Below are 23,172 nucleotides of genomic sequence, written 5' to 3'. Positions count from 1 at the left end.
GGGACGAAGGCGTACCACGGGGTGGCGGTCCGGCTGTCGGGCGACGACGAGGGTACCCGGGCTGTGGCACCCGGACCCCGGCGGCAGGATCCCCTGACGGCGCCGCTGTTGCAGCAGGAACGCACCGGCCTGCGCCGCGCCCGCCGCGAGGTCCACTGCCCACTGCGATTGTCAGTGCCGGGTGCGATCCTGCCTCCATGGACGAGCTGATGCGGCAGCGGCGTGTGTACGGCGCCGATCATGACGATCCCGACCCGGGGCCCCGGCCGGGTCACACCTACCGGGAGTTGGTGGGCGGCCCGCTCGACGGCCTGCTTCTCGACGTGACCGGCTGGACGGACCGGGCGCTGCGCGAGGGGGCGCCGCTGAACACCGAGATCGGGCGGTTCGGCCCGGGTGGCAAGGCGGAGTACGGGCCGCGGGACGGCGACCCCGACCACTGGGACTGGCGCGGCGACACACCCTGACCTGCCGGATCGGGGTGCGCCCCGGGGCCCGCGGTTGCGGCCCGCGATGGTCCGCGCCCCGGGGCGCGATGAGCCCGTTCCATCAGGACTAATCCGGTGAACCGCCTGATACTGGACGCATGGCACAGAGGACGACCGGACAGCATGTCCCACCGACCCTGACCGTCAAGGGCCGGAACGTACGCGTGCGCACCATCGCGGCCGTCGTGCTGGCCGGGCTCGCGATCTGGTTCATCGCCGCGAACACCGAGTCGGTCGCGATCCGGCTGTGGATCCCCGCCGTCACCCTGCCGCTCTGGGCGGTGCTGGCGGTGACCCTGGTCGCCGGAATGGTGCTGGGCGGATACCTGTTCCGCCGCCGCGGCAGGCGCTGACCCGACGGCCGGGTCCGCCGCACCGACGGCAGGGACCAGGGCCGTTCGTCCGGATCACGCCGGGCTCGCGGGGTCCGGCGTGATCCGGACGAAAGACCCTCGTACTGCTTCGTCAGGGCTGACCGTGCCGGGCCTGCGTCGTACCAGGGACACCGGCGTGGGACGAATGCGGGAATCCCCATGCGGCGCTAAGTCACAACCGCCGGCGGCAGCCGGACCGGCGGGGGCAGCGGCGGGGCAGCCGGCTCGGCCCGCAGGCCCTGGATCAGCAGCGCGGCGAAGCGCCGTGAGGCGGCCACTGCGGCGGCCGGCGAGGTGGTCCGGATACCGCCGTTGGCCATCAGCACCATGATGAGGTCGTCCAGGACGAAGTCCGGGCGCAGCTTGCCACCCGCCTTGGCCCGGCGGGCGAGTTCGGCGACCTTGCCCAGTGCCTGCTCCCGGTCCGCGGCGAAGTCGATCGCGTGGGGGAAGGCCGAGACGAACGCCGCGGTGAACCCCCGGTCCTGCGCCTGCATTTCACACACCGCCTCGATCACCAGGCAGAAGCCGCGCCATGGGTCCGGATCGGCCAGTCCCTCGTCGACGATGGCCGTGCAGGCCGTCATCTGCTCGCGGAAGGCCTCGGTGACCAGCGCCTCCTTGGTCGGAAAGTGCCGGTACAGGGTCGCGGGTCCGACCTCGGCGCGCCGCGCGATCTCGCGCATCGCCACATCCAGCCCCTGCTCGGCGAACGTCGTGCGGGCCACGGCGAGGATGCGCTCACGGTTGTCCCGGGCATCGGATCGCAGGGAGTGAGGCAAAGGGTTCGTCACCGCTCTCACTTTAGCCAAACGGACGGGGTGTTCCGATAGCGTCCGACGCCATGAGAGCACTGACATTCTCCGAGTACGGTCCGGCAGGCGTCCTGGAAGTCACCGATGTACCGGAACCACACGCGGGACCGGGCCAGATCCGGGTGGGCGTGCGGGCATCGGGTCTCACTCCCGCCGACTGCCACCTTCGTTCAGGCCGGTTCCGCGACATGGCGCCGCTGCGCCTGCCCCACGTGCTCGGAATGGATGCCGCGGGTGTGGTCGACGAGGTCGGCACAGGGGTAACCGGTATCCGGCCGGGCGACGAGGTCTTCGGCATCGTCGAGGTCTCGGAGCTCGGCGGTGCGAACGCCGAGTACGCCGTCCTGGCGGCCTGGGCGCTGAAGCCGGACGCGCTGAGCTGGGAGCAGGCCGGTGGCGCGGCCGGGAACGTCGAGACCGCCACGCGGGCCCTCGACCGGCTGAAGGTCGGCACCGGCACGACCCTGCTGATCGAGGGCGCGGCCGGCGGGGTCGGCACAGTTGCCGTCCAACTCGCGGCGGCCCGAGGCGCGACCGTCATCGGTACAGCCGGCGCGCGCAACCACACCTTCGTCGCGGGGCTGGGGGCGACGCCGACCACCTACGGCCCCGGGCTGGGCGAGCGGGTCACCGCCCTGGCACCGGAGGGAGTCGACGTCGTCCTGGACTGCGCCGGATCCGGCTCGCTGCCCGATCTGGTGGACCTCACCGGAAGCCCGGACCGGGTGGTGACCATCGCCGACATGAACGCCGCGAAGTACGGAGTCCACCGAACACGCTCGGCGGGCCCGGGAGCGGACCCGCAGGCGGTCGAAGGCCTTGCCGTGGCCGCGGCTCTCGCCGGGCAGCGCCGCTTCACCGTGCCGGTCGCGGCCGCCTTCACCATCGAGAACGCCGTCGCGGCACACCGGTTGAGCGAGACCGGTCACGCCCGGGGAAAAATCGTACTCACCCTCTAGACTTCCGGCGCATCACACCGGAAGAGCCTGACCGGGCTGAAGTCGCGGTCGCTTCCCTCCCGGATCCGTCGGCGGAGCTCGCGGCGCTGGATCAGGGCTCGTGGTGACCGGCGGAGCCTGCTCGATCTGACGCGTCACTGCCCCGGCACCTCGCTCGGTGCCGGGGCAGTGATGTTCTTGCCGGTCTGCGGTCGCGCACTGGATCGATTGCGTGTCTCCGGTCTCCCGAGTGGGAGAACCATGGGAGACGATCATGACGTACGGATGCGCGAAAGCGTCGGAATGTGCTGGACAGCGCTTGGCGCGGCCGCTTGGTCAGCCTGCGGATTCGCCCGCGTGCGGGCTCAGAACCCCCGCACCGACCAGGATGAACAGCAGAATGCCCAGAATGATCCGATAGATCACGAACGGCATGAAGCTCTTGGTCGTGATGAACTTCATGAACCAGGCGATGACCGCGTACCCCACACCGAACGCGATGACCGTCGCGAAGATCGTCGGCCCCCACGACACATGTCCCTCACCCGCGTCCTTCAGCTCGAAGACCCCCGAGGCGAGCACCGCCGGGATCGCGAGCAGGAAGGAGTACCGGGCCGCAGCCTCGCGGGTGTACCCCATCAGCAGACCGCCGCTGATGGTGGCTCCGGAGCGGGAGACGCCCGGGATCAGGGCCATCGCCTGGCAGAAACCGAAGATCAGGCCGTCCTTCACCCCGAGTTCCTTGAGCGTCTTGCGCTCCTTGGCGGCCCGGTGCCTCCCGCCCGCCTCGTCACGGGCGGCGAGCCGGTCGGCGATCCCCAGGACGACACCCATCACGATCAGCGTGGTGGCGATCAGCCGCAGATCGCGGAACGGGCCCTCGACCTGGTCCTTCAGCGTCACACCGAGCACGCCGATGGGGATGGAGCCCACGATGACCAGCCAGCCCATCTGGGCGTCGTGGTCGCCACGCATCGACCGGTCGGTCAGCGAACGGAACCAGGCCGAGACGATCCGGACGATGTCCTTGCGGAAGTAGATGAGGACTGCCGCCTCCGTGCCGATCTGGGTGATGGCGGTGAATGCCGCACCCGGGTCGTGCCAGCCGGCGAACGCGGCGGTGAGCCGCAGATGCGCGCTGGAGGAAATCGGCAGGAACTCGGTCAGTCCCTGAACGAGGCCCAGGACGAACGATTCGAACCAGCTCATGGGGCTTTGGCCATCCCGGGGGTGCTCGTGCATCGGCCGACGGCAGCGAGGGCCGTCGGCAGCGTGCGCATTGCGGTCGATTGAGGGCAGACCCGTCACGGGCCCGGATATCTTCGGTCGGTCGCGGGCAGGGTACCGCCCTCAGATGAACAGCGTTACGCGTACCCCCGGGCCGCCCGCCGCCCCGGTGCGGAGCGCCGTGCGCACCGGCTCACCCGGAGGTCACGCGGTGGCGCTTGCGCCAGGCGACGACGGCGGCGCCGAGCCCCGTCAGCACGATGAAGCCCATCGCGGCGAGGAACGCCGGAGATGTCGGCGACGAGGCCTCGCTGCCCGCGACGACATACGCCGCGGTGTTGGGGATCGAGCCGAGCCCGGTCGCCACCAGGAACGGCCGATACCCCATCCGCGACACCGCCGCGCAGTAGTTGGCCGCCGCGAACGGCACGCCCGGGAACAGCCGCAGCGCCAGCATCGAACGGAACCCGTGCCTGCTCAACTGGCCGTCCGCGGCCTTCAGCCAACGCCCGCGCAGCAGGGTACGGAGCGCGTCCTGGCCCAGCACCCGGCCCAGCCCGAACGAGATGCCCGCGCCGAGGACCGTCCCCGCCAGCGCGGCGGCCAGTCCCGCCTGCGTACCGAAGAGTGCGCCGGCGGCGAGATTGAGCAGCGGCCGCGGAACGAAAGCCACGGTGCACACGCCGTACGCGACACCGAACAGGGTCACCGCGACGGCGCCACCGCTCAGCGGGCCGGGCCAGCCGGTGGCGAGCAGCCGCTGAGGTTCGAGGAGAAGCATCGCCGCCGCGGCGCCCAGCAGGACGGCCACGAGCAGCGAGAACCGGGACCAGGGCGAGAGCAGCGCCCTCGTGCAGCGCACGGCGAGGCCGGTGGCGGGCCGGGCGGCGGGGACGGGGTCGAGCATGCGGGGAGAGTAGCCGACGCCGGTGTCCGATCGCCGTAACGTGCGTGGCGGCAGCCGGACGGCCGAGGCCGTGCCCCGCGCCCGCTCCGGTGGCCGACGCGGGCCGAACTCCCTTGCGGGGCCGGGGTACCCGCCGAAAACCATTCGACGCGGCCATGTCCGTCCGACATGATCGGACCCATGTTCCGGTACGCCTTCCCCGCAGCGCCGTCCGCAGTCGCGGACGCGCCGAAGGCTGCCGTGAGCCTCCTCGTCGCAGCACTCTTCGCAGCAGCGTTCACCGCTGCCACGGCGCCCATCGGCGGCGCCCGAAGCTGACCCTCCCCCGACAGTCCGGCGGACCCCGCAAGGGGAGGGTCGGCCGGGCCCTGGGGTCTTCTCTCTCAGCTTCGAACTCCAAGGAATGAACCATGCCCAAGACGGCATACGTGCGCACCAAGCCGCACCTCAACATCGGCACCATGGGCCACGTCGACCACGGGAAGACCACCCTGACCGCCGCCATCACCAAGGTCCTCAGCGAGCGCGGGACGGGTACGTTCGTCCCGTTCGACCGGATCGACCGGGCCCCGGAGGAGACGCAGCGCGGCATCACCATCAACATCGCGCACGTCGAGTACGAGACCGACACCCGCCACTACGCGCATGTCGACATGCCCGGGCACGCCGACTACATCAAGAACATGGTCACCGGCGCCGCCCAGCTCGACGGCGCGATCCTGGTGGTCTCCGCGCTCGACGGGATCATGCCGCAGACCGCCGAGCACGTGCTGCTCGCCCGCCAGGTGGGTGTCGACCACATCGTCGTCGCCCTCAACAAGGCGGACGCCGTCGACGACGGCGAGGACGCGGTGCTGACCGACCTGGTCGAGCTGGAGGTCCGCGAGCTGCTGTCCGCGCACGGCTACGGAGGTGACTCCGTGCCCGTCGTGCGGGTCTCGGGCCTGAAGGCGCTGGAGGGCGACCCGCGCTGGACCGCGGCCGTCGAGGCGCTGCTGGACGCCGTCGACACGTACGTACCGATGCCGGTCCGCTACACCGACGCGCCGTTCCTGCTGTCGGTGGAGAACGTCCTGACCATCACCGGCCGGGGCACCGTCGTCACCGGAGCCGTCGAGCGCGGCACCGTCCGTACCGGCGACCGGGTGTCGGTGCTGGGCCCGGACCCGCACATCGAGACCGTCGTCACCGGGCTGGAGACCTTCGGGAAGCCGATGGAGTCCGCGGAGGCCGGTGACAACGTGGCCCTGCTGCTGCGCGGAGTGGAGCGCGACCGGGTCCGCCGCGGCCATGTGGTCGCGGCGCCGGGCAGCGTGACGCCGAGCCGGCGCTTCACCGCCCAGGTGTACGTCCTGTCGGCGAAGGAGGGCGGCCGGACCACCCCGGTCACCACCGGCTACCGGCCGCAGTTCTACATCCGCACCGCGGACGTCGTCGGCGACGTCGACCTCGGTGAGGTGGCGGTGGCGCGTCCGGGCGACACGGTCGACCTCACCGTCGAGCTGGGACGTGACGTCCCGCTGGAGACCGGACTCGGCTTCGCGATCCGCGAGGGCGGCCGCACGGTCGGCGCCGGCACCGTCACCGGCGTCCTCTGAACGGAGACGTTCCAAGGGCCCGCCTCCCGTACCCCACGGGGGCGGGCCCGGAGCCGTGCGCAAGACTGACGGCATGACAGACACAGCACTGGTACTGGGGTCCGGCGGTGTCACCGGCGGCGCCTGGGCGACCGGAATCCTGCACGGGCTCGCGAAGTCGGGCGCGGACCTCTCCACAGCGGATCTGATCATCGGCAGCTCCGCGGGAGCGATGGTCGGCGCACAGCTGGCCTCCGGACTGCTCGGCCTTCCCGAACTCTACGAACTCCAGCTCGCCGATCCGCGGGACATCACGGGCGGCAAGCTCGGCATGCTCACCCTGCTGCGCTACGCGGGGGCCGTGCTGTCCGCCCGCACCCCCGAGGCGTACGGCCGGAAGCTGGGCAGGATCGCGCAGGACGCCCCACTCGGTGTCACCGCGGAGGAACGGCGCGCGGCGATCGAGGGCCGGCTGCTGTCGCCCGAGTGGCCGGGGCGCCCCCTGATCGTCACCGCCGTCGACGCCACGACCGGCGAACTCCACACCTTCGACAAGGACGGCGGGGTGTCCCTCGCCGACGCCGTCACCGCGAGCTCCGCGGTCCCCGCCGTATGGCCCGTCGCCCGCATCGACGGGCGGTCCTGGATCGACGGCGGGGTGCACTCCACGGCCAACGCCCAGCTCGCCGCCGGGTACGGACGCGTCGTCGTCATCGCCCCGTCGGCCGGCGGCAACAAGGCCATCGCCTCGCCGGGTTCGCAGGCCGCGGCGCTCGCCGCGAACGGGGCCCGGGTCGAGCTCATCACTCCGGACGCGGACGCGAAGAAGGCCTTCGGCCGCAACCCCCTCGACCCGAGCCGCCGCGCCGCGGCCGCCCGCGCCGGGCTCGCCCAGTCGACGGCACACTCCGAAGCCGTGGCCGCGGTCCTGAGCAGCTGATCCGGCACCCCACAATGGGGGAGTGAACGACTCGATACCGGTCATCCGGGACGTGGACCAGGGCACCGCCAGACTTCTCCCCGATGTGGACCGGAACAGGGCCTGGCTGCTCACCGTCGACGGCGCGCCCCAGTCCTACGTCGACCTCGACGCGCCGGACCATCTCGAATTCGAGTACGCGCGACGGCTCGCCCATGTCATCGACTGCGCGGCGGCACCGGGCGCACCGCTGGACGTACTCCACCTCGGCGGCGGCGCGCTCACCCTGCCGCGCTATGTCGCCGCGGCCAGGCCCGGCTCCCGCCAGGACGTCGCCGAGGCCGACCTCGGGCTCCTCGAACTGGTCGCCGAGCAGCTGCCGCTCCCCGACGGCAGCGGGATCACCGTGCACGGCGCGGACGCCCGCAGCCGGCTGGAACAGACCGCGCCCGGCTCCCTCGACGTCCTGATCGCGGACGTCTTCGGCGGCTCGCGGGTCCCCGCCCACCTCACCACCGTCGAGTACGCGCAGGCTGCCCGCCGGTCGCTGCGGGAGGGCGGAATCTACGCCGCCAATCTCGCGGACGGTGCGCCCTTCGGCTTCCTCCGCTCCCAACTGGCCACCTTCGCGGCCGTCTTCGAGGAACTCGCACTGATCGGCGAACCCGCGGTGCTGCGCGGCCGACGCTTCGGCAACCTCGTTCTCGTCGCCTCCCCGAGCCGCATCGACACCGCGACACTGACCCGCCGCTGCGCCGCCGACGCCTTCCCCGCCAGGGTCGAGCACGGTGCCGCGCTGGACCGGCTCGCCGGCGCCGCCGAGCCGGTCGGGGACGGTGCGGCGGTGGCCTCACCCGAGCCGCCCGACGGCGCCTTCAGCATCGGCTGAGGCCGGTCCCCGGTCCTTCGCCACCTCGGTGGTGGCGGGGGTCCGGGTCAGGCCGCGCACCTCCGGCACGAACAGCACGGCCCCGGTGACCAGCACGATCAGCGCCGCGCAGCCCCACAGGGCCGCGCTCCGCCCGACCAGCGACTCCACCGGACCGGCGAGCGCGGTGGCCAGCGGCATCATCGCCACCGAGCCGAACCAGTCGTACGCCGAGACCCGGGACAGCTTCTCCTCCGGGATCTCCTGATGCATGGCCGTCATCCACGAGACCCCGAACACCTCGATGGCCACCCCGCTGACGAACATCACCAGACAGAGCGCGCCCACCGGCAACGGCACCGCGAGGCCCGCCGCCGGCAGCGCCAGCGGGAAGACGCAGAGCGTTCCGGCCAGCAGCAGCCGCCGGGGCTTCCAGCGCGTCATCAGCATCGCCCCGCCCAAGGTGCCGGCCCCGAACGCGGCGAGCGCGAAGCCCCAGGGGCGGGCGCCGCCGAGCTCGTCCCGGGCGACCAATGGGCCGTACACCGACTCCGCCGCGCCCACCGCGGCGACCACGACCGAGAACTGCGCCACGATGCTCCACAGCCAGGGGCGTCCGACGAACTCCTGCCAGCCGTCCCGCATATCGGCGAGCAGACCGCCGCCCGGCGCACGCGGGGGAATGTGGCTGACGTCCAGGAACGCGCGGAGCGCACCCGCCACCGCGAAGGCCGCGGCATCGACGGCCAGCACCCAGCCCGGGTCCATCGCCGCGATCATGGCGCCGCCGAGCGCCGCACCGCCGATCGACGCGCCCTGCATGGCCATCCGGAACAGCGCGAAGGCACGGCTCGCCTGCTCACGGTCGACGCTGGACATCAGCATGCCCTCGGCCGCCGGGTTGAAGAACGCCTGTCCGGTGCCGCACAGGGCGGTGAGCAGCATCATCTGCCACAGTTGCGGATCACCGGCCAGGACCAGCCAGGCGAACGCGGCCTGCGAAAGGCAGTTGAGGGTGTTCGCCGCGACCATCACCCGATGGCGCGGCAGCCGGTCCGCGATCGCGCCGCCCACCAGCAGGAAGAGCACCAGGGGCGCGGTCCTGGCCGCGGCCACCAGACCGACGTCGCCGCCGTCGCCGCCGGCCTTCAGAACGGCGAACGCCGCCGCGATCAGCGCGCCATGGGTACCCAGGCCCGTGATGATCGCGGCGGCGGTCAGCAGACGGTAGTTGCGGCCGGGACGCAGCGGGCGGGACACGGGGGCGGAGGCGACAGTCACCAAGGGACTATCGCCTCCGCCCCCCTCGCCGTGCCAACTGTTTTCCGGGGGAGGGGAAGGGGTCAGTCGGACTTGACGACGTCCACCAGTCGCACGGTGCTGAGGATCTTCTGGATCGTCGTGTCCGGCAGTTCGTCCTTGACGGAGTCGGCTCCGTACAGGACCCAGGACGCGAACTCACCCTTCTTGTTCTTGAAGGTGAAGGCGATGGCCTTGCCGTCGCTGTCGCACTTCTTCCGCTTCGTGACGTTCGGGGCGGTGGCGGTGACGACCTGGCCGGTCAGACCCGACTTGGTGGTGTACTGCTTGGCCTCGGTGAACTTGATGGTGCTCTGCGGCATGTGCTGCGCGTAGGCGGCCCACGCCCAGGTGCCGGCCTCGCTGTGGGCGTTCTTGGCGGCGTCGGTGGCGCCCTGGGCGCCCCTGGTGCCGGCGCTCGCGAGGCTCATGTCCTCCTTGACGCCGTCCTTGTCGGAGTCGTCCACGCACCACTGCTTCTGGTAGAACGACGGCGCGGAGAAGCCGATGAGGGGCGAGCCGTCACCCTTCTTGTCGTCCTCGAAGTACGAGAACGTGCCGGGCGTCCCGACCTCCCAGTCGCCGGGCACGTCGAACTGGGTGCCCCACTTGGGGTTGGTGACGACCTTCCAGCCGGGGATGAGGGGCTTGGGGTCCCCGTCGTCGCTGCGCGGGTTCGTCCCGTCGGAGGCCGACCCGGTCGGCTTGGCGGGCGCCGAGGACTGCTTGTCGTCGGCGACGTCCTTGCCCTTGTCGTCCTTGTTCATCACGACGACACCGGTCACCACGGCGGCCACGACGACAGCGGTGGCCGCGACGATCGCGACGGCGGTGGTCTTCTTCTTGTTGTTGTCGCCGGGCTGCGGCGGACCGGGCGGGCCGGGCACCGCGTACTGCGGCACCGTCTGCTGCTGGTACGGGTTCGGCTGCGCATAGCCGGGCTGCTGTCCCTGCTGCGGATGCCCCGGCTGTCCCTGCTGCTGATATCCCGGCTGCTGATAGGGATTCGGCTGCTGGTACCCCGGCTGCTGATACGGGTTCTGATTCTGGTCCTGCGGGTTTTGCTCGCCCCCGGGCGGCTGCTGTCCTGGCCACATGGCGAGTAACGATAGAGGGGCGGTGGCCGGTCTGCTACGCCCGCCCCCGTGTGCGGACGGTGAAGGATGTGATCGGGGAGGGACGCCGGGGGTTCCCCGGGATGGCCAAAGAGTCCTACTCGTAAGTAACATCGGGGCATGAGCGCTGAACAGATGACCGTCGGCGAGATGCTCGTCGCGACGGTCCCGATGGCACGGACCCTCAACCTCGAATTCCTGGAGACGACCGCCGAGCGCGCGGTGGTCCGCCTGCCGGACCAGGCCGACTACCACAACCACATCGGCGGACCGCACGCCGGAGCGATGTTCACGCTGGCGGAGTCGGCGAGCGGGGCGATCGTCATCGCCGCCTTCGGCGACCAGATGTCGCGCGCCGTGCCGCTGGCGGTGAAGGCGGAGATCGGCTACAAGAAGCTGGCCAAGGGCGTCGTCACCGCGACCGCGACCCTCGGCCGCCCGGTGGCCGAGGTCGTCGCCGAACTCGACGCGGGCCGACGGCCGGAGTTCCCGGTGGTCATCGAGATCCGGCGCGCCGACGGTGCGGTGACCGGTGAGATGACGGTCGTCTGGACGCTGCGCCCCAACGCCTGATCCCGGCCGGTTCCGCGGAGAGCCGCCACACGCCCCAACGGCAGGGCGTGTGGCGGCTCTTCGTCCTGTCCGGGCGGCCCGCGGGGCAGGTAGGCTTCCCGCCGTGCGCCGAGGAGTTGCCCGGCGGGCAACGGACATTCGGTTACGGGAGGATCGGCGTTGCACATCCAGGAATGGCTGGAGACCATCCCCGCGGTCAGCGTCTACGCCCTGGTGGGCGTGGTCATCGGGCTGGAGAGCCTCGGCATTCCGCTGCCGGGCGAGATCGTCCTGGTCAGCGCGGCGCTCCTGGCCGCCGGGCACGACGGAATCAACCCGTGGGTCCTCGGCGCCTGCGCCTCGGCGGGCGCGGTCATCGGCGACTCGATCGGATACGCCATCGGCCGCAAGGGCGGCCGGCCGATGCTGGCCTGGCTGGGCGGGAAGTTCCCCAAGCACTTCGGCGAGAGCCAGATCGCGATGGCGGAGCGCTCGTTCCAGAAGTGGGGCATGTGGGCGGTGTTCTTCGGCCGCTTCGTTGCGCTGCTGAGGATCTTCGCCGGTCCGCTGGCGGGCGTACTGCACATGCCGTACTGGAAGTTCCTGATCGCCAATGTGCTCGGCGGCATCGTCTGGGCGGGCGGCACCACGGCCGTCATCTACTCGGTCGGGGTCGTCGCCGAGGCGTGGCTCAAGCGGTTCTCCTATCTCGGCCTCGTGGCCGCGGTGCTGATCGGCATCACCTCGATGCTGATCGTGAAGAACCGGGCCAAGAAGGCGGCGGAGCGGATGTCGGTCACCTCGGCGACGGTACCGGCCGCGGACTGACCGGGCACGGACCTGGCCGGGCGACAGTACGGCGGGGCCCGGCGAGCCGCCGGGCGCCCGCTCCCGGCCCTCCTGCTCAGCCCTCGTGGGCCTGGCGGTGCGCCTTGGCCAGCTCCACGTAGCCCACCGCGTTGAACTTGATGCCTTCGAGCTCCTCCTCGGTCAGCCGCCGCTTGACCTTGGCGGGGACACCGGCGACCAGCGAGCCCGGCGGCACCTGCATTCCCTGCGGAACCAGTGCCTGCGCCGCGATCAGTGAACCGGCGCCGATGCGGGCGCCGTTGAGGACGGTGGACCCCATGCCGACGAGGACGTCGTCCTCGATGGTGCAGCCGTGGAGGACGGCGTTGTGCCCGACCGAGACGCGCTCGCCGACCGTGACGGGGAAGCCGGGGTCGACATGGACGCTGCAGTTGTCCTGGATGTTGCTGTCGGCCCCGATGACGATCGGGCCGCAGTCGGCGCGCAGCACGGCGTGGTACCAGAGGCTGGAGCCCGCGGCCATCGTGATCTCACCGATCACGACCGAGGTCGGTGCCGTGAAGGCATCCGCGTCGATGTCCGGCTCCTTGCCGCCCATTCCCGTGATCAACGCCTGCTCTGCCATCGCCCGTTCCTCCGTGCTCAGGTGTCGTGCGTCCGAGGCTGTCCGGCCCCGGCGGCCGGCCGCGGCTGTCCGGTCGCGTCGGTCGCGCAGGAGAAACGGTATGCGACGGCCGGCGGACCGCGGCCGAGTGGGGTGAACATCACAGGTCGCCCCGGTGATCGGTCCGGACGCCGCCGACTACCGTGAGCGAGTGCCGACGAACAGGAACACGTTCTCTTCCCTTGCCGCCTGGCGGCGGCGTGCCCTGTCCCGGGCCGTCCATCGCGGCTGGCGCTGGGTGCAGGAGACGGGCGCGGTCACCGCTGACCGCCCGGGCGCGCTGCGATTCCGCCGGATCGGTGCGGGCACCCGGCTGGCCTTCCCGCAGGGCACGGTCTTCGGGGAGCCGTGGATCGAGCTCGGCTCGCACTGCGTGATCGGTGAGCAGGTCACGCTGACGGCCGGGCTCATGCCCGACCTGGACCTCGGCCCCGATCCGATCCTGACCCTGGGGGACGGGGTGGTCCTCGGACGCGGCAGCCATGTGGTCGCCGACACCACGGTGACCATCGGCCCGGACACGTACTGCGGGCCGTACGTCTACATCACGTCGACGAACCACAGCTACGACGATCCGCACGAGCCGGTCGGCCGGCAGTGGCCCCGCATGGAGCCCGTCGCCATCGGGCCCGGCTGCTGGATCGGCACCGGGGCGGTGATCCTCCCGGGGGCCACGCTCGGCCGCAACGTGGTGGTCGCCGCGGGGGCGGTGGTACGGGGCGAGGTCCCCGACCACGCGGTGGTGGCCGGTGCCCCCGCCCGCGTCGTACGCAGCTGGGACGCCGAGAACGGCTGGCAGCCGCCGCTGCGCACCCCCGCGCCGGTGCCGATTCCTGACGGCGTCACCCCCGAGCAGCTGCTCGCCCTCGCGGAGCCGGGCGAGACGGCGGGCCCGTCCGCCGACTGACCCCGGCCTCATCCTGTCGCCAGCAGCACCGTGCCCACCAGGGCGAGACCGGCCCCGGCGGCCTGCACCCCGCGCAGCCGTTCCTTCAGTGCGCCCCGTGCGGCCAGCGCCGTGACCACCGGATAGAGCGAGGCGAGGACGGCGGCCACCGTCACCGGCCCATGCTGTGCGGCGACCGAGTAGGTGCCGTTGGCCGCGACATCCGCGAGTCCGATGAGTGCCAGGGCGGGCAGCGCGGCCGGCACCGCGGCGGATCCGCCCTCCTCGGGCAGTGCCCGGGACCCGCGCCGCACCGACGCGTACAGGGCCGCGCCGCCCACCACGAGATTGGTGAGGCGCTGGACGAAGAGGGCCAGGAACAGTCCGGTCACCGTCGTGGACGCCTCCGCGATCAGGGACATCACCGAACCGAAGCCGAACGCGGCCACCAGGGTCAGCAGCACGGCCCGGCGCTGCACCGGCGCCCCGCGCAGCTGCGGACCGCCCGCCAGCACGACGCCCGTCACGGCGATGCCGACCCCCGCGAACTGCAGCAGCCCGGGCCGCTCGCCGACGACGATGCCGACGCTCACCGGCACGGCGACGCCCAGCGACCCGAGCGGTGAGACGACCCCCATCGGGCCGAGCGCCAGGGCCTTGTAGAAGCTCAGCATCGCGACCGGTCCGACGACGCCCGCCGCCACCGCGAACCACAGCTGCGGGCCCGCCTCGCTCCAGCCGCCGCTCGCGATCACGACGACGCCCAGCACCGCGGCCGCGGCGGCCTGCGAGAGGACGACCACGGTCAGCGCGGGTATGCGCCGGGTGAGCAGTCCACCGCCGAAGTCGGCCAGTCCCCAGAGCAGGCTGGTGGCCAGTGCGAACAGTGCTGTCATTGCATGCCTCGCAGTACAGTGCGGTGAACGGTTGGGTGCACCACACCGTAGTGCAGTATTTTTGACCCTGTCATCCAAAATATTGGACGGAATGTGTCTGACCTCGATCAGCTCACTCAGTCGCTGGCACGCAATCTCAAGCGTTGGCGAGGGGAACGCGGCTTCACCCTGGATGTGCTCGCCGCCCGTGCCGGGGTCAGCCGCGGCATGATCATCCAGATCGAACAGGCCCGCACCAACCCGAGCGTCGGCACCACGGTCAAGCTCGCCGACGCGCTGGGTGTCAGCATCACCACCCTGCTCGACTACGAGCAGGGTTCACCGGTCCGGCTGGTGCCCGAGAGCCAGGCGGTGCGCATGTGGTCCACCGAAGCGGGCAGCTCCACCACTCTGCACGTCGGCACGGAGGCGAGGGGGCCGCTCGAACTCTGGACCTGGTGCCTGATGCCCGGCGACAGCAGCGCCTCCGACCCGCACCCCGAGGGCACCGTCGAACTGCTCCACGTCACCGCGGGCGAGCTCACCCTGGTCGTCGACGGCACCCCGTACGCCGTACCGGCCGGTGGCTCCGCCTCGTTCGAGGCGCACCACCCGCACGCGTACCGCAACGAAGGCTCCGAACCAACCGAAGTCACGATGGCCGTCTCCATCCCGCCCGTACGGTGAGACGGTCGGCCGGGGTCCCCGGAGGCGCTGTTAGCGTGGTGCGCATGCGCGCTCCCCTCGGCTCCTTCGACGACGCCGGTCCGGCGGCCGACCGCCTCGACCTGCTCACCGCACCCGTCGCCGCGGCGGTGTCCGCGGGCTGGGGAGGCTTCCCCGCCGAGCAGATCATTCACGTCGACACCGACCCGGCCATCGCCGACACCGCGGTCTTCGTCGAGCACCACGGCGCGGAGCTGCTCGACAGCTCGGCCAACTGCGTCGTGGTGGCGGGCAAGCGCGGCGGCGAGGTGACGCTGGCGGCCTGCCTCGTCCTGTCCCACTCACGCGTCGACGTGAACGGCGCGGTCCGCAAGCAGCTGGGCGCCCGCAAGGCGTCCTTCGCCCCGATGGAGACGGCGGTCGGCGAGACGGGCATGGAGTACGGCGGCATCACCCCCGTCGGTCTGCCCGCCGCCTGGCCGCTGCTGATCGACCCCGCGGTCGTCGACGAGGACTGGGTCCTGGTCGGCAGCGGCAGCCGCCGGGGCAAGCTGATCGTCCCGGGCAAGGCGCTGGCGGCACTGCCGGGTGCGGTGATCGTCGAGGGGCTCGGGATCAGGAGCTGAGAAGGCGGCCGCCCGTCGCGGGTGCCGTCAGCGCGGCGAGTGACAGAGGGCCCGCACCGGTGGCACGGCCCGGTGGGAGGCCAGCCAGCGCGTGGCGTGGTCGACGGCGTCGGTGATACGGAAGAGGCGGCTCGTCGACGAGCCGACCGGGCCGGAGCGCACGGCCGCGGCATCGTGCGCACCGGCGAAGTCCGCGCCCAGGGCCGCGAAGTCGCTGTCGTCCAGGGCGACGTCCTCGTACTCCCACCACCGGCGCCGGCCCCCGGCCGTCACCACGCAGCGGTAACTCCGGCGGGGCGGGGCCGGCACCCGGTACTCCCCGAGGTGGAACGCGGTGCAGGTGTCGAATCCGGTGCCGAGCAGAAGCACCTGGGCCCGCAGCTCGTAGAGGCGGGCCAAGGGCGAGTCCTCGCCGAGGTGGCAGTCGGAGCGGTGACCCGACAGCAGCTTCCGGGCCAGCGGGCCGAGCGCGGCGAAGGACGTCTGCGGATGGTCGCTGCGCACCGCTCCCTCGCCCAGCCGGACCGCCTCCGCGAGGCTGCCCATCGACGGTGCGGCCGAGGTCGCCGGGTCGAAGGGCGGCATGCTGTCCCGCACCGCCTTCCGGGTCCGGTCGTCGAGGCCACGCACCCGGTCGAGGTAGTGCGCAGAGGTGTCGGAGTTCTCCGGGGTGAAAGCGGGGGCGACGAGCGTGCCCCCTGCCCCGAGAGCGTCCCGCAACGCACCGGCCATCGCCCTGACCCCACCGGTCACCCGGCCCACCGCCCGCATCGAGGCGTGCACCAGGAGGACACCGCCGGGCTCCACACCGAGCTCGGACAGCTGCCCGGCCAGCCCGCTCCGGCTGTGGGTGACGGACGGCGCAGTCGTAGTAGTCACAGCCCGCCATTCTCCCAGCCGGATGCCGGGCGCGACACCACGCACATCCGGACGAAGGACGTGGGTACGCCCGTGAGCCCTGCTAGCGCTTCAGTGCCGGGATCTCGATGGCGGGGCAGCGGTCCATGACCATGTCCAGCCCCGCCGCACGCGTGCGGCCGTAGGCCTCCGTGTCGACCACGCCGAGCTGGAACCAGACGGCCCTGGCCCCCGCCGCGACCGCCTCGTCGGCCACCGCGCCCGCCAGCTCACTGTTGACGAAGACGTCCACCACATCCACCGGGAACGGAATGTCGGCCAGCGATGCGTAGCCGTCCTCGCCGTGCACCCGCTCCGCCTTCGGATGCACCGGGACCACCCGCTTGCCGAAGCGCTGAAGCACCTCGGCGACGCCGTAGGCCGCCCGCGAGCGGTTGCCGGACAGGCCCACCACGGCCCAGGTGTCACCGCTGTCCCGGAGAATCCGGTGGATCGTCTCTTCGTCTGCGTACATGATCCGGACAACGGACGGCGGCCCCGGACCATTCCCGTACGGGGCATAGGCTGGCCGGATGCAGGAGCAGTACCGGACAGTCTCCCGAGCGGGCGTGCACGAGACCGAGATCAACCGGTCGCGCTTCATCTGCGCGCTCGCCCCCGCCGCCACCGAGGAGGAGGCGCAGGACTTCGTCGCACGCGTCCGCAGGGAACACCCGACCGCCACCCACAACTGCTTCGCCTATGTGATCGGTGCCGACGCCTCCGTACAGAGGGCGAGCGACGACGGGGAACCCGGCGGGACCGCGGGCGTACCCATGCTGCAGATGCTGACGCGCCGTGAGATGCGCTACGTCGTCGCCGTCGTCACCCGCTACTACGGCGGCGTCAAGCTCGGTGCCGGCGGACTGATCAGGGCCTACGGGGGAGTGGTCGGCGAGGCCCTCGACGAACTCGGCACCGTCACCCGCCGGCGCTTCCGCCTCGCCACGATCACCGTCGGCCACCAGCGCGCCGGCAAGCTGGAGAACGACCTGCGGGCCACCGGCCGCACCGTGCGCGAGGTCCGTTACGCGGAGGCCGTCGTCATCGAGATCGGACTGCCGGACGCCGACGTCGAGTCCTTCCGCGGCTGGCTGGCCGACGCGACGGCCGGTGAGGCCGGGCTGGAGCTGGGCGGCGAGGCGTACGGGGACGCCTGACCGGATCTGTGTCACCAGGCGCTCCGAGACGCGCGCCGCCATCGCTCCGCCGTACCGGGCAAGGACCGCGACGGCGAAGGCCCGGACGTGGCCGGCGGTGATGGGACACTGTGAGGGGTGGGAAAAGAGGGGCTCACCACTCGGGGCGGAGGAAGCGAACAATGCGGGTCGGAGCCGGGTCTTGAGAATTCTGCACACATCGGACTGGCACCTGGGGCGCTCGTTCCACCGGGTCTCCCTGCTCGAAGCCCAGGCCGCCTACCTGGACCACCTGGTGGCCACGGTGCGCGAGCACGAGGTGGACGTGGTCCTCGTCGCGGGTGATGTGTACGACAGAGCCGTTCCGCCACTGTCCGCCGTCGAGCTCTTCGACGACGCGCTGCACCGGCTCGCCGCCGTCGGTGTGCCCACCGTGATGATCTCCGGCAACCACGACTCGGCACGCAGGCTGGGCGTCGGCGCGGGGCTGATCGGGCGGGCCGGAATCCATCTGCGCACCGACCCCGCCGACTGCGCCACCCCCGTCGTCCTGCGGGACGCGCACGGCGACGTGGCCCTCTACGGGCTGCCCTACCTGGAACCGGCCCTGGTGAAGGACGTCTTCAAGGCGGAGCGCACCGGGCACGAAGCGGTACTCACGGCGGCCATGGAGCGGGTACGCGCGGACCTGGCGGGCCGCCCGCACAGCACCCGGTCCGTGGTGCTCGCCCACGCCTTTGTCGCAGGCGGCGAGCCCAGCGACAGCGAGCGCGACATCACCGTCGGCGGGGTGGCCGCCGTGCCCGCCGGAGTCTTCGACGGCGTCGACTACGTCGCCCTCGGCCATCTGCACGGCTGCCAGAGCGTCACCGGACGCGTCCGCTACTCCGGCTCGCCGCTCGCGTACTCCTTCTCCGAGGCCGGCCACCGCAAGACGATGTGGCTGATCGACCTCGACGCCTCGGGCACGGTCACCGCCGAACGCCTCGACTGCCCGGTGCCACGCCCCCTCGCCAGGCTCCGCGGCCGCCTCGACGAGCTCGTCGAGGACCCCGGGCTGGAGCGCCACCAGGAGTCCTGGATCGAGGCCACCCTCACCGACCCGGTGCGCCCGGCCGAGCCGATGGCCCGGCTCCTGGAACGCTTCCCGCACGCGCTCAGCCTCGTATTCGAACCCGACCGGGCCCCCGACGACCCGCTCGCCTCCTACGCACAGCGCCTCAAGGGGCGCGACGACCAGCAGATCGCCGAGGACTTCGTGGCCCATGTGCGCGGCGGCTCCGCGGCCGACGAACAGGAACGAACGGTGCTGCGCGGCGCCTTCGAGCACGTCCGGGTGGACGACGGCGTGCGCGAGGTGAACCGTTGAGACTCCACCGGCTCACCCTCACCGCCTTCGGACCGTTCGGCACCACCCAGGAGATCGACTTCGACGCCCTCTCCTCGACCGGGCTCTTCCTGCTGCACGGACCCACCGGCGCCGGGAAGACCTCGGTCCTCGACGCGGTCTGCTACGGCCTCTACGGTGCGGTGCCCGGCGCCCGCCAGAGCCCCGGCACCTCCCTGCGCAGCGACCACGCCCCGGTGGACCTCGCCACCGAGATCACGCTGGAACTGACCGTCGGCGGCCGGCGCCTGGAAATCACCCGGAGCCCCGCGCAGCCCCGCCCCAAGAAGAAGGGCAGCGGCTTCACGACGGAGAAGGCCCAGAGCCGGCTGCGCGAGTACGGCCCCGACGACGGCTGGCGGGCGCTCAGTCGCTCGCACCAGGAGATCGGCGAGGAGATCACCCAGCTCATCGGGATGAGCCGGGAACAGTTCTGCCAAGTGGTGCTCCTGCCGCAGGGCGACTTCGCACGCTTCCTGCGCGCCGACGCCGAGGCCCGCGGCAGACTTCTCGGCAGGCTCTTCGACACCCACCGCTTCGCCGCCGTCGAGGAGCGCCTGGCCGAACTGCGCCGCACTGCCGAAACCAGGGTCAGGGCAGGCGACGAGCGCGTCCTCGCGGCGGCCCAGCGGATCGCCCAGGCCGCCGGACCCGCCGCGCGCGAAATGCCGCTCCCCGACCTCCAGCCCGGCGATCCGGGGCTCGCCGAGAGCGTGCTCGAATGGGCCGCGACGGCCCGCAGCGGCGCCCGCGAACGGCTCGACATCGCCGCCTGTGTCCTCGACATGGCCGAAGCCCGGCAGTCGGCCGCCCGCCTGACCCTCGACAGCGAACGCGAACTCGCCGCACTCCAGCAGCGCTACGAGGAGACGCGGCGCCGCGCCACCGCACTCGAAGCCCGCCGCCCCGACCGCGACCGGCACCACGAACGCCTCGCACGGGCCCGCAAGGCGGACCTCGTCGCGCCCGCGCTGGAGCTGCGAGAGGCGGCCGAGCGCGCGTACGACACGGCCTGCCGGACCCGTGACCGCGCCCGCGGCGTGCTGCCCGGCACCCTCGCCGACGCCGGTGCCGAACAGCTCGCGGAGCTGGAGCGGCGCCTGCGCCAGGAACTCGGCGGGCTCGACGCCGCGAAGCGTGCCGAGCGGCGCAGCGCCCGGATCGACGACGAGCGGACCGGACTGGAGCGCCAGGCCAGGGCCGACGACGAGCTGATCCGCGAAGCGGAAGCCTGGCTGGCCGGCTGGGAGCCCGCCCGTGACGGCCTGCGGGCACGCATCGAGGCGGCCCAGGAGGCCGCCACCCGCGCCGAGCAGCTCGCCGGCCGGCTGGAGCCCGCCCGTGCGCGGCTGGACGCGGCCCGCCGTCGCGACGCGCTCGCCGCGCAGGTGTCGGCCGCCGCGGAGCGGCTGGCCACGGCCCGGGAACACGCGGCCACGGCCCATGAGTCGTGGCTGGAGCTCCGCGAACGACGGCTGCGTGACATCGCGGCGGAGCTGGCGGCGGAGCTGGTGGACGGCGAGGACTGCAAGGTGTGCGGCTCGCCCGACCACCCCGATCCGGCCCGTCCGGCCGACGGACATGTCGACAAGGCCGTCGAGGACCGTGCCCTCGACGCCCACCGCCGCGCCGAGGAGGCGCGTACCCGGGCGGACCGGGAGCTCGGAGTGGTGCACGAGCAGCACGCGGCGGCCCGGGCGGCCGCGCAGTCGGCGGTGCCGCAGCCGAGGGACGGGGACGGGGCCGACACGGCCGGGCCCGACGCCGACCCGACGGTCGCCGAACTCGGCGCGCTCGTCGACCGGTTGACGGGTCTGCACACCGAGGCCCATCGCACCGCGGCGGGCATGCACACCGCGCGCGAGGCCCTCGCGGCCGCCGAGCGGGAACAGACCGAACGCCTCGACGGCCGGCAGCTCGCCGAACGCCGGGCCGCCGCCCGCACCTCCCTGCGCGAGGGCCTGGACCGTGAACAGGCGGCGCTGGAAGCCGAACTGGCGACCGCGCGAGGCGATTTCGGCAGCGTGGCCGAACACGCCGCGCTGCTGGAACGCCGGGTCGCCCTGCTCGCCGAGGCCGCCGAGGCGGTACGGGCCGAGGAGACGGCCGCACAGCGCCGCAAGGAGGCCGACGACCGGCTCGCGGACGCCGCGTTCCGGGCCGGGTTCGACACCCCTCGGGCCGCCGCCGAGAGCCTCCTCGACGACGCCGCGCAGCGCGAACTCCAGCGGCTCGTCGACGCCTGGCAGTCGGAGGCGGCGGCGGTGGCCGACCGCCTGGCGGAGACGGGGACCAGGGCCGCCGCCGACCGCCCGCAGGCCGCGGTGGAGGCCGCGCGGTCCGCGTACGACACGGCCGAGCACCTGCTGCGGGACGCCTCCGCGGCGCTCTCCGCCGCGCGCGAACGCTGCGTCGAACTCGGCAGGCTCTCGCGCGGCGCAGCGGACGAGGTGCGCCGACTCGGGCCGTTGCGCGAGGAGTACGACCGGGTGGCCCGCCTGGCCGGACTCACCGCGGGTACGTCCGCGGACAACGAACGCAAGATGCGGCTGGAGTCGTACGTGCTCGCCGCCCGGCTCGAACAGGTCGCCGCAGCTGCCACCGCCCGGCTCCAGCGCATGTCGTCCGGCCGCTACACGCTGGTCCACTCCGACGCCCGCACCGGAGGCCGCAGATCGGGCCTCGGACTGCATGTCGTCGATGCCTGGACCGGCCGCGAGCGCGACACGGCGACCCTTTCGGGCGGCGAGACGTTCTTCGCCTCGCTCGCCCTCGCACTCGGCCTCGCCGATGTCGTCACCGACGAAGCGGGCGGTGTCCGGCTGGACACCCTCTTCATCGACGAGGGCTTCGGCAGTCTGGACGACCAGACACTCGACGAGGTGCTCGACGTACTGGACTCGTTGCGCGAGCGGGACCGCAGCGTCGGCATCGTCAGCCACGTCGGCGACCTGCGCCGCCGCATCCCCGCACAGCTCGAAGTGGTGAAGGAGCGGCAGGGTTCGGCGGTACGGCACCGCGCCGCCGACCAGGGACTTTCGGCCGGATGAGCCCGGCGTGATCCGAACGGGAGGCCCGGGTCAGCGGCTGATGGCGCGGCGGGGGAGCGGCGAGGAGTAGACGACGCTCGTGGTCACCGAACCCAGTGCGCCGATCCTGCCCGAGACCTCCTCCAGGTGCCTCATCGAGCGGGCGGTGACCTTCAGCACGAAGCAGTCGTCACCGGTGACATGGTGGGCCTCCACGATCTCCGGAGTCGTGTCGAGCAGATCGTGGAACGGCTTGTAATGGCCGTTCGGGTAACGCAGCCGTACCAGGGCGAGGATCGGCAGCCCGAGCCGCTCCGGGTCGACCACGGCGGCATAACCGCTGATCACCCCGGCCTCCTCCAGCCTGCGCACCCGCTCGGTCACGGCGCTCGGGGACATCGCCACCGCACGCGCCAGCTCGGCGAACGACGCACGCCCCTCGCGTTGCAGGACATCGAGAATGCGCCAGTCGGTGGCGTCCGGGGAATAGTCGGTCATGACGGAAGGCAACAGGGAAATCCCTGGCGGATCAAGCCTTGTGCCGGGGATCTCATCTTCCGGACAGTGGATCACCGGCCGTAGATTTCCGGACATGACATCGCATCCCCTCGCCACTGCCACCGCCGGTCATCCCGTCCTCCGGGTCCCGCCGGCTTCCCCGGAAGCGGCCGCCGCCCACTTCGGAGCCTCGCTCGCCTTCCACGCGGACGTCTCCGATGTCGCCGCCGCGTTCGCGGCCGGGGGCGATCCGGGCTTCGTGCTGCTGGACTCGCGCTCCACCGAGTCGTGGAACCAGGGACACATCCCCGGCGCGGTCCACCTGCCGACCGCGCTCATCGCCGAACAGGCCCAAAACCTTCTGGACCCGGCGGTTCCGGTGGTCACGTACTGCTGGGGCCCCGGCTGCAACGGTGCCACCCGTGCCGCGCTCGCCCTCGCCCGACTCGGCTATCGGGTCAAGGAGATGCTCGGCGGCTTCGAGTACTGGGCGCGCGAGGGCTTCGGTTACCAGACCTGGGAGGGGCACGAGCGGCGCGATGCCGACCCGCTCACCGCACCGGCCGGCGCCGAGGACTGCGGCTGCTGACCGCCCCGACGCCGTCCGGGCCCGTCG

Annotated in this window: 25 protein-coding genes; 15 read left to right on the top strand and 10 right to left on the bottom strand. The window is 72.3% G+C overall.

From position 1 onward, the window contains the following. Nucleotides 1-197 precede the first annotated feature (197 nt). The gene (locus tag AB0D53_RS35475) at nt 198-467 is read left to right on the top strand and encodes a hypothetical protein (protein WP_362453428.1); all 270 of its coding nucleotides are present in this window, start codon (nt 198-200) and stop codon (nt 465-467) included. 119 nt (nt 468-586) lie between these two features. Next, on the top strand, nt 587-841 hold the full coding sequence (locus tag AB0D53_RS35470) for a LapA family protein (protein WP_362453426.1): 255 nt from the start codon (nt 587-589) through the stop codon (nt 839-841). Nucleotides 842-1,029: 188 nt separating this feature from the next. Here AB0D53_RS35470 and AB0D53_RS35465 read toward each other — a convergent pair whose 3' ends face one another. Beyond that, complete coding sequence (locus AB0D53_RS35465) at nt 1,030-1,656, bottom strand: helix-turn-helix domain-containing protein (protein WP_362453425.1); 627 nt, start codon at nt 1,654-1,656, stop codon at nt 1,030-1,032. A gap of 50 nt (nt 1,657-1,706) precedes the next feature. Here AB0D53_RS35465 and AB0D53_RS35460 point away from each other — a divergent pair, with 50 nt between their 5' ends. After that, nucleotides 1,707-2,636: an NADP-dependent oxidoreductase gene (locus AB0D53_RS35460; RefSeq protein WP_362453424.1), complete on the top strand. Its 930-nt coding sequence runs from the start codon at nt 1,707-1,709 to the stop codon at nt 2,634-2,636. 315 nt (nt 2,637-2,951) lie between these two features. Here the strand turns inward: AB0D53_RS35460 and AB0D53_RS35455 are convergent, their stop codons facing one another. Together AB0D53_RS35455 and AB0D53_RS35450 are read right to left on the bottom strand one after the other, a co-directional pair. Further along, nucleotides 2,952-3,824: an undecaprenyl-diphosphate phosphatase gene (locus AB0D53_RS35455; RefSeq protein WP_362453423.1), complete on the bottom strand. Its 873-nt coding sequence runs from the start codon at nt 3,822-3,824 to the stop codon at nt 2,952-2,954. A gap of 211 nt (nt 3,825-4,035) precedes the next feature. After that, nucleotides 4,036-4,749, bottom strand: a complete 714-nt coding sequence (locus AB0D53_RS35450; protein WP_362453422.1) for a TVP38/TMEM64 family protein — start codon at nt 4,747-4,749, stop codon at nt 4,036-4,038. 410 nt (nt 4,750-5,159) lie between these two features. Here AB0D53_RS35450 and tuf point away from each other — a divergent pair, with 410 nt between their 5' ends. The 3 genes from tuf (at nt 5,160) to AB0D53_RS35435 (ending at nt 8,134) form a co-directional block, all read left to right on the top strand. Then, nucleotides 5,160-6,347, top strand: a complete 1,188-nt coding sequence (gene tuf / locus AB0D53_RS35445; protein WP_362453421.1) for an elongation factor Tu — start codon at nt 5,160-5,162, stop codon at nt 6,345-6,347. 73 nt (nt 6,348-6,420) lie between these two features. Then, a complete protein-coding gene (locus tag AB0D53_RS35440) occupies nt 6,421-7,266 on the top strand; it encodes a patatin-like phospholipase family protein (protein ID WP_362453420.1) in 846 nt (281 codons plus the stop codon). A 22-nt stretch (nt 7,267-7,288) separates the two neighbouring features. Beyond that, the gene (locus AB0D53_RS35435; protein ID WP_362453419.1) at nt 7,289-8,134 is read left to right on the top strand and encodes a fused MFS/spermidine synthase; all 846 of its coding nucleotides are present in this window, start codon (nt 7,289-7,291) and stop codon (nt 8,132-8,134) included. On the opposite strand, the gene AB0D53_RS35430 is transcribed toward AB0D53_RS35435, so the two are convergent. Next, on the bottom strand, nt 8,096-9,394 hold the full coding sequence (locus AB0D53_RS35430) for an MFS transporter (protein ID WP_362453418.1): 1,299 nt from the start codon (nt 9,392-9,394) through the stop codon (nt 8,096-8,098). The two genes, AB0D53_RS35435 and AB0D53_RS35430, sit on opposite strands and share 39 nt — an antisense overlap. Before the next feature lie 62 nt (nt 9,395-9,456). Then, nucleotides 9,457-10,509 (bottom strand): hypothetical protein, encoded by a 1,053-nt coding sequence (locus AB0D53_RS35425; RefSeq protein WP_362453417.1) that lies wholly within the window; start codon nt 10,507-10,509, stop codon nt 9,457-9,459. Between the two features lie 153 nt (nt 10,510-10,662). On the opposite strand from AB0D53_RS35425, the gene AB0D53_RS35420 reads away from it, so the two are divergent. Together AB0D53_RS35420 and AB0D53_RS35415 are read left to right on the top strand one after the other, a co-directional pair. Further along, nucleotides 10,663-11,100 (top strand): DUF4442 domain-containing protein, encoded by a 438-nt coding sequence (locus tag AB0D53_RS35420; RefSeq protein ID WP_362453460.1) that lies wholly within the window; start codon nt 10,663-10,665, stop codon nt 11,098-11,100. A 159-nt stretch (nt 11,101-11,259) separates the two neighbouring features. Beyond that, nucleotides 11,260-11,907 (top strand): DedA family protein, encoded by a 648-nt coding sequence (locus AB0D53_RS35415; RefSeq protein WP_362453416.1) that lies wholly within the window; start codon nt 11,260-11,262, stop codon nt 11,905-11,907. A gap of 76 nt (nt 11,908-11,983) precedes the next feature. Here AB0D53_RS35415 and AB0D53_RS35410 read toward each other — a convergent pair whose 3' ends face one another. Then, the gene (locus AB0D53_RS35410; RefSeq protein ID WP_362453415.1) at nt 11,984-12,514 is read right to left on the bottom strand and encodes a gamma carbonic anhydrase family protein; all 531 of its coding nucleotides are present in this window, start codon (nt 12,512-12,514) and stop codon (nt 11,984-11,986) included. 190 nt (nt 12,515-12,704) lie between these two features. Here AB0D53_RS35410 and AB0D53_RS35405 point away from each other — a divergent pair, with 190 nt between their 5' ends. Next, nucleotides 12,705-13,460 (top strand): acyltransferase, encoded by a 756-nt coding sequence (locus tag AB0D53_RS35405; protein WP_362453413.1) that lies wholly within the window; start codon nt 12,705-12,707, stop codon nt 13,458-13,460. An 8-nt stretch (nt 13,461-13,468) separates the two neighbouring features. Here the strand turns inward: AB0D53_RS35405 and AB0D53_RS35400 are convergent, their stop codons facing one another. Next, nucleotides 13,469-14,335 (bottom strand): DMT family transporter, encoded by an 867-nt coding sequence (locus AB0D53_RS35400; RefSeq protein WP_362453412.1) that lies wholly within the window; start codon nt 14,333-14,335, stop codon nt 13,469-13,471. A 93-nt stretch (nt 14,336-14,428) separates the two neighbouring features. Between AB0D53_RS35400 and AB0D53_RS35395 the strand changes: the two genes are divergently transcribed. Then, nucleotides 14,429-15,001 carry an XRE family transcriptional regulator gene (locus tag AB0D53_RS35395; RefSeq protein WP_362453411.1) on the top strand — a complete coding sequence of 191 codons (573 nt, stop codon included), beginning with the start codon at nt 14,429-14,431 and terminating at the stop codon, nt 14,999-15,001. Nucleotides 15,002-15,045: 44 nt separating this feature from the next. Then, nucleotides 15,046-15,606, top strand: coding sequence for a YbaK/EbsC family protein (locus tag AB0D53_RS35390; RefSeq protein ID WP_362453409.1), 561 nt, complete (start codon nt 15,046-15,048; stop codon nt 15,604-15,606). A gap of 27 nt (nt 15,607-15,633) precedes the next feature. Here AB0D53_RS35390 and AB0D53_RS35385 read toward each other — a convergent pair whose 3' ends face one another. Next, a complete protein-coding gene (locus AB0D53_RS35385; protein ID WP_362453408.1) occupies nt 15,634-16,485 on the bottom strand; it encodes an AAC(3) family N-acetyltransferase in 852 nt (283 codons plus the stop codon). A gap of 82 nt (nt 16,486-16,567) precedes the next feature. Further along, the gene (locus AB0D53_RS35380; RefSeq protein ID WP_362453406.1) at nt 16,568-16,978 is read right to left on the bottom strand and encodes a CoA-binding protein; all 411 of its coding nucleotides are present in this window, start codon (nt 16,976-16,978) and stop codon (nt 16,568-16,570) included. Nucleotides 16,979-17,036: 58 nt separating this feature from the next. Between AB0D53_RS35380 and AB0D53_RS35375 the strand changes: the two genes are divergently transcribed. The 3 genes from AB0D53_RS35375 (at nt 17,037) to AB0D53_RS35365 (ending at nt 22,079) form a co-directional block, all read left to right on the top strand. Continuing rightward, nucleotides 17,037-17,663, top strand: a complete 627-nt coding sequence (locus AB0D53_RS35375) for a YigZ family protein (RefSeq protein WP_362453405.1) — start codon at nt 17,037-17,039, stop codon at nt 17,661-17,663. Between the two features lie 181 nt (nt 17,664-17,844). Then, nucleotides 17,845-19,011 (top strand): exonuclease SbcCD subunit D, encoded by a 1,167-nt coding sequence (locus AB0D53_RS35370; protein WP_362453403.1) that lies wholly within the window; start codon nt 17,845-17,847, stop codon nt 19,009-19,011. Continuing rightward, nucleotides 19,008-22,079, top strand: coding sequence for an SMC family ATPase (locus tag AB0D53_RS35365; protein ID WP_362453402.1), 3,072 nt, complete (start codon nt 19,008-19,010; stop codon nt 22,077-22,079). Before AB0D53_RS35370 ends, AB0D53_RS35365 begins: the two co-directional genes overlap by 4 nt. Nucleotides 22,080-22,109: 30 nt before the next feature. On the opposite strand, the gene AB0D53_RS35360 is transcribed toward AB0D53_RS35365, so the two are convergent. After that, on the bottom strand, nt 22,110-22,556 hold the full coding sequence (locus AB0D53_RS35360) for an Lrp/AsnC family transcriptional regulator (RefSeq protein WP_329200940.1): 447 nt from the start codon (nt 22,554-22,556) through the stop codon (nt 22,110-22,112). Between the two features lie 94 nt (nt 22,557-22,650). Between AB0D53_RS35360 and AB0D53_RS35355 the strand changes: the two genes are divergently transcribed. Further along, nucleotides 22,651-23,145, top strand: coding sequence for a rhodanese-like domain-containing protein (locus AB0D53_RS35355; protein ID WP_362453401.1), 495 nt, complete (start codon nt 22,651-22,653; stop codon nt 23,143-23,145). Nucleotides 23,146-23,172: the final 27 nt, after the last annotated feature.

It is taken from the genome of Streptomyces sp. NPDC048295 (genome assembly GCF_040652135.1).
Classification (GTDB): domain Bacteria; phylum Actinomycetota; class Actinomycetes; order Streptomycetales; family Streptomycetaceae; genus Streptomyces.
Note: the sequence above shows the minus strand (reverse complement) of the source record. Positions and strands in the feature narration are given on the sequence as shown.

What these genes read in the sequence shown, in the direction of transcription:
- AB0D53_RS35475 (WP_362453428.1), top strand. Translation starts at nt 198, where the DNA reads ATGGACGAGCTGATGCGGCAGCGGCGTGTGTACGGCGCCGATCATGAC.
- AB0D53_RS35470 (WP_362453426.1), top strand. Translation starts at nt 587, where the DNA reads ATGGCACAGAGGACGACCGGACAGCATGTCCCACCGACCCTGACCGTC.
- AB0D53_RS35460 (WP_362453424.1), top strand. Translation starts at nt 1,707, where the DNA reads ATGAGAGCACTGACATTCTCCGAGTACGGTCCGGCAGGCGTCCTGGAA.
- AB0D53_RS35455 (WP_362453423.1), bottom strand. Translation starts at nt 3,824, where the DNA reads ATGAGCTGGTTCGAATCGTTCGTCCTGGGCCTCGTTCAGGGACTGACC.
- AB0D53_RS35450 (WP_362453422.1), bottom strand. Translation starts at nt 4,749, where the DNA reads ATGCTCGACCCCGTCCCCGCCGCCCGGCCCGCCACCGGCCTCGCCGTG.
- tuf (WP_362453421.1), top strand. Translation starts at nt 5,160, where the DNA reads ATGCCCAAGACGGCATACGTGCGCACCAAGCCGCACCTCAACATCGGC.
- AB0D53_RS35440 (WP_362453420.1), top strand. Translation starts at nt 6,421, where the DNA reads ATGACAGACACAGCACTGGTACTGGGGTCCGGCGGTGTCACCGGCGGC.
- AB0D53_RS35425 (WP_362453417.1), bottom strand. Translation starts at nt 10,509, where the DNA reads ATGTGGCCAGGACAGCAGCCGCCCGGGGGCGAGCAAAACCCGCAGGAC.
- AB0D53_RS35420 (WP_362453460.1), top strand. Translation starts at nt 10,663, where the DNA reads ATGACCGTCGGCGAGATGCTCGTCGCGACGGTCCCGATGGCACGGACC.
- AB0D53_RS35410 (WP_362453415.1), bottom strand. Translation starts at nt 12,514, where the DNA reads ATGGCAGAGCAGGCGTTGATCACGGGAATGGGCGGCAAGGAGCCGGAC.
- AB0D53_RS35400 (WP_362453412.1), bottom strand. Translation starts at nt 14,335, where the DNA reads ATGACAGCACTGTTCGCACTGGCCACCAGCCTGCTCTGGGGACTGGCC.
- AB0D53_RS35390 (WP_362453409.1), top strand. Translation starts at nt 15,046, where the DNA reads ATGCGCGCTCCCCTCGGCTCCTTCGACGACGCCGGTCCGGCGGCCGAC.
- AB0D53_RS35380 (WP_362453406.1), bottom strand. Translation starts at nt 16,978, where the DNA reads ATGTACGCAGACGAAGAGACGATCCACCGGATTCTCCGGGACAGCGGT.
- AB0D53_RS35375 (WP_362453405.1), top strand. Translation starts at nt 17,037, where the DNA reads ATGCAGGAGCAGTACCGGACAGTCTCCCGAGCGGGCGTGCACGAGACC.
- AB0D53_RS35360 (WP_329200940.1), bottom strand. Translation starts at nt 22,556, where the DNA reads ATGACCGACTATTCCCCGGACGCCACCGACTGGCGCATTCTCGATGTC.
- AB0D53_RS35355 (WP_362453401.1), top strand. Translation starts at nt 22,651, where the DNA reads ATGACATCGCATCCCCTCGCCACTGCCACCGCCGGTCATCCCGTCCTC.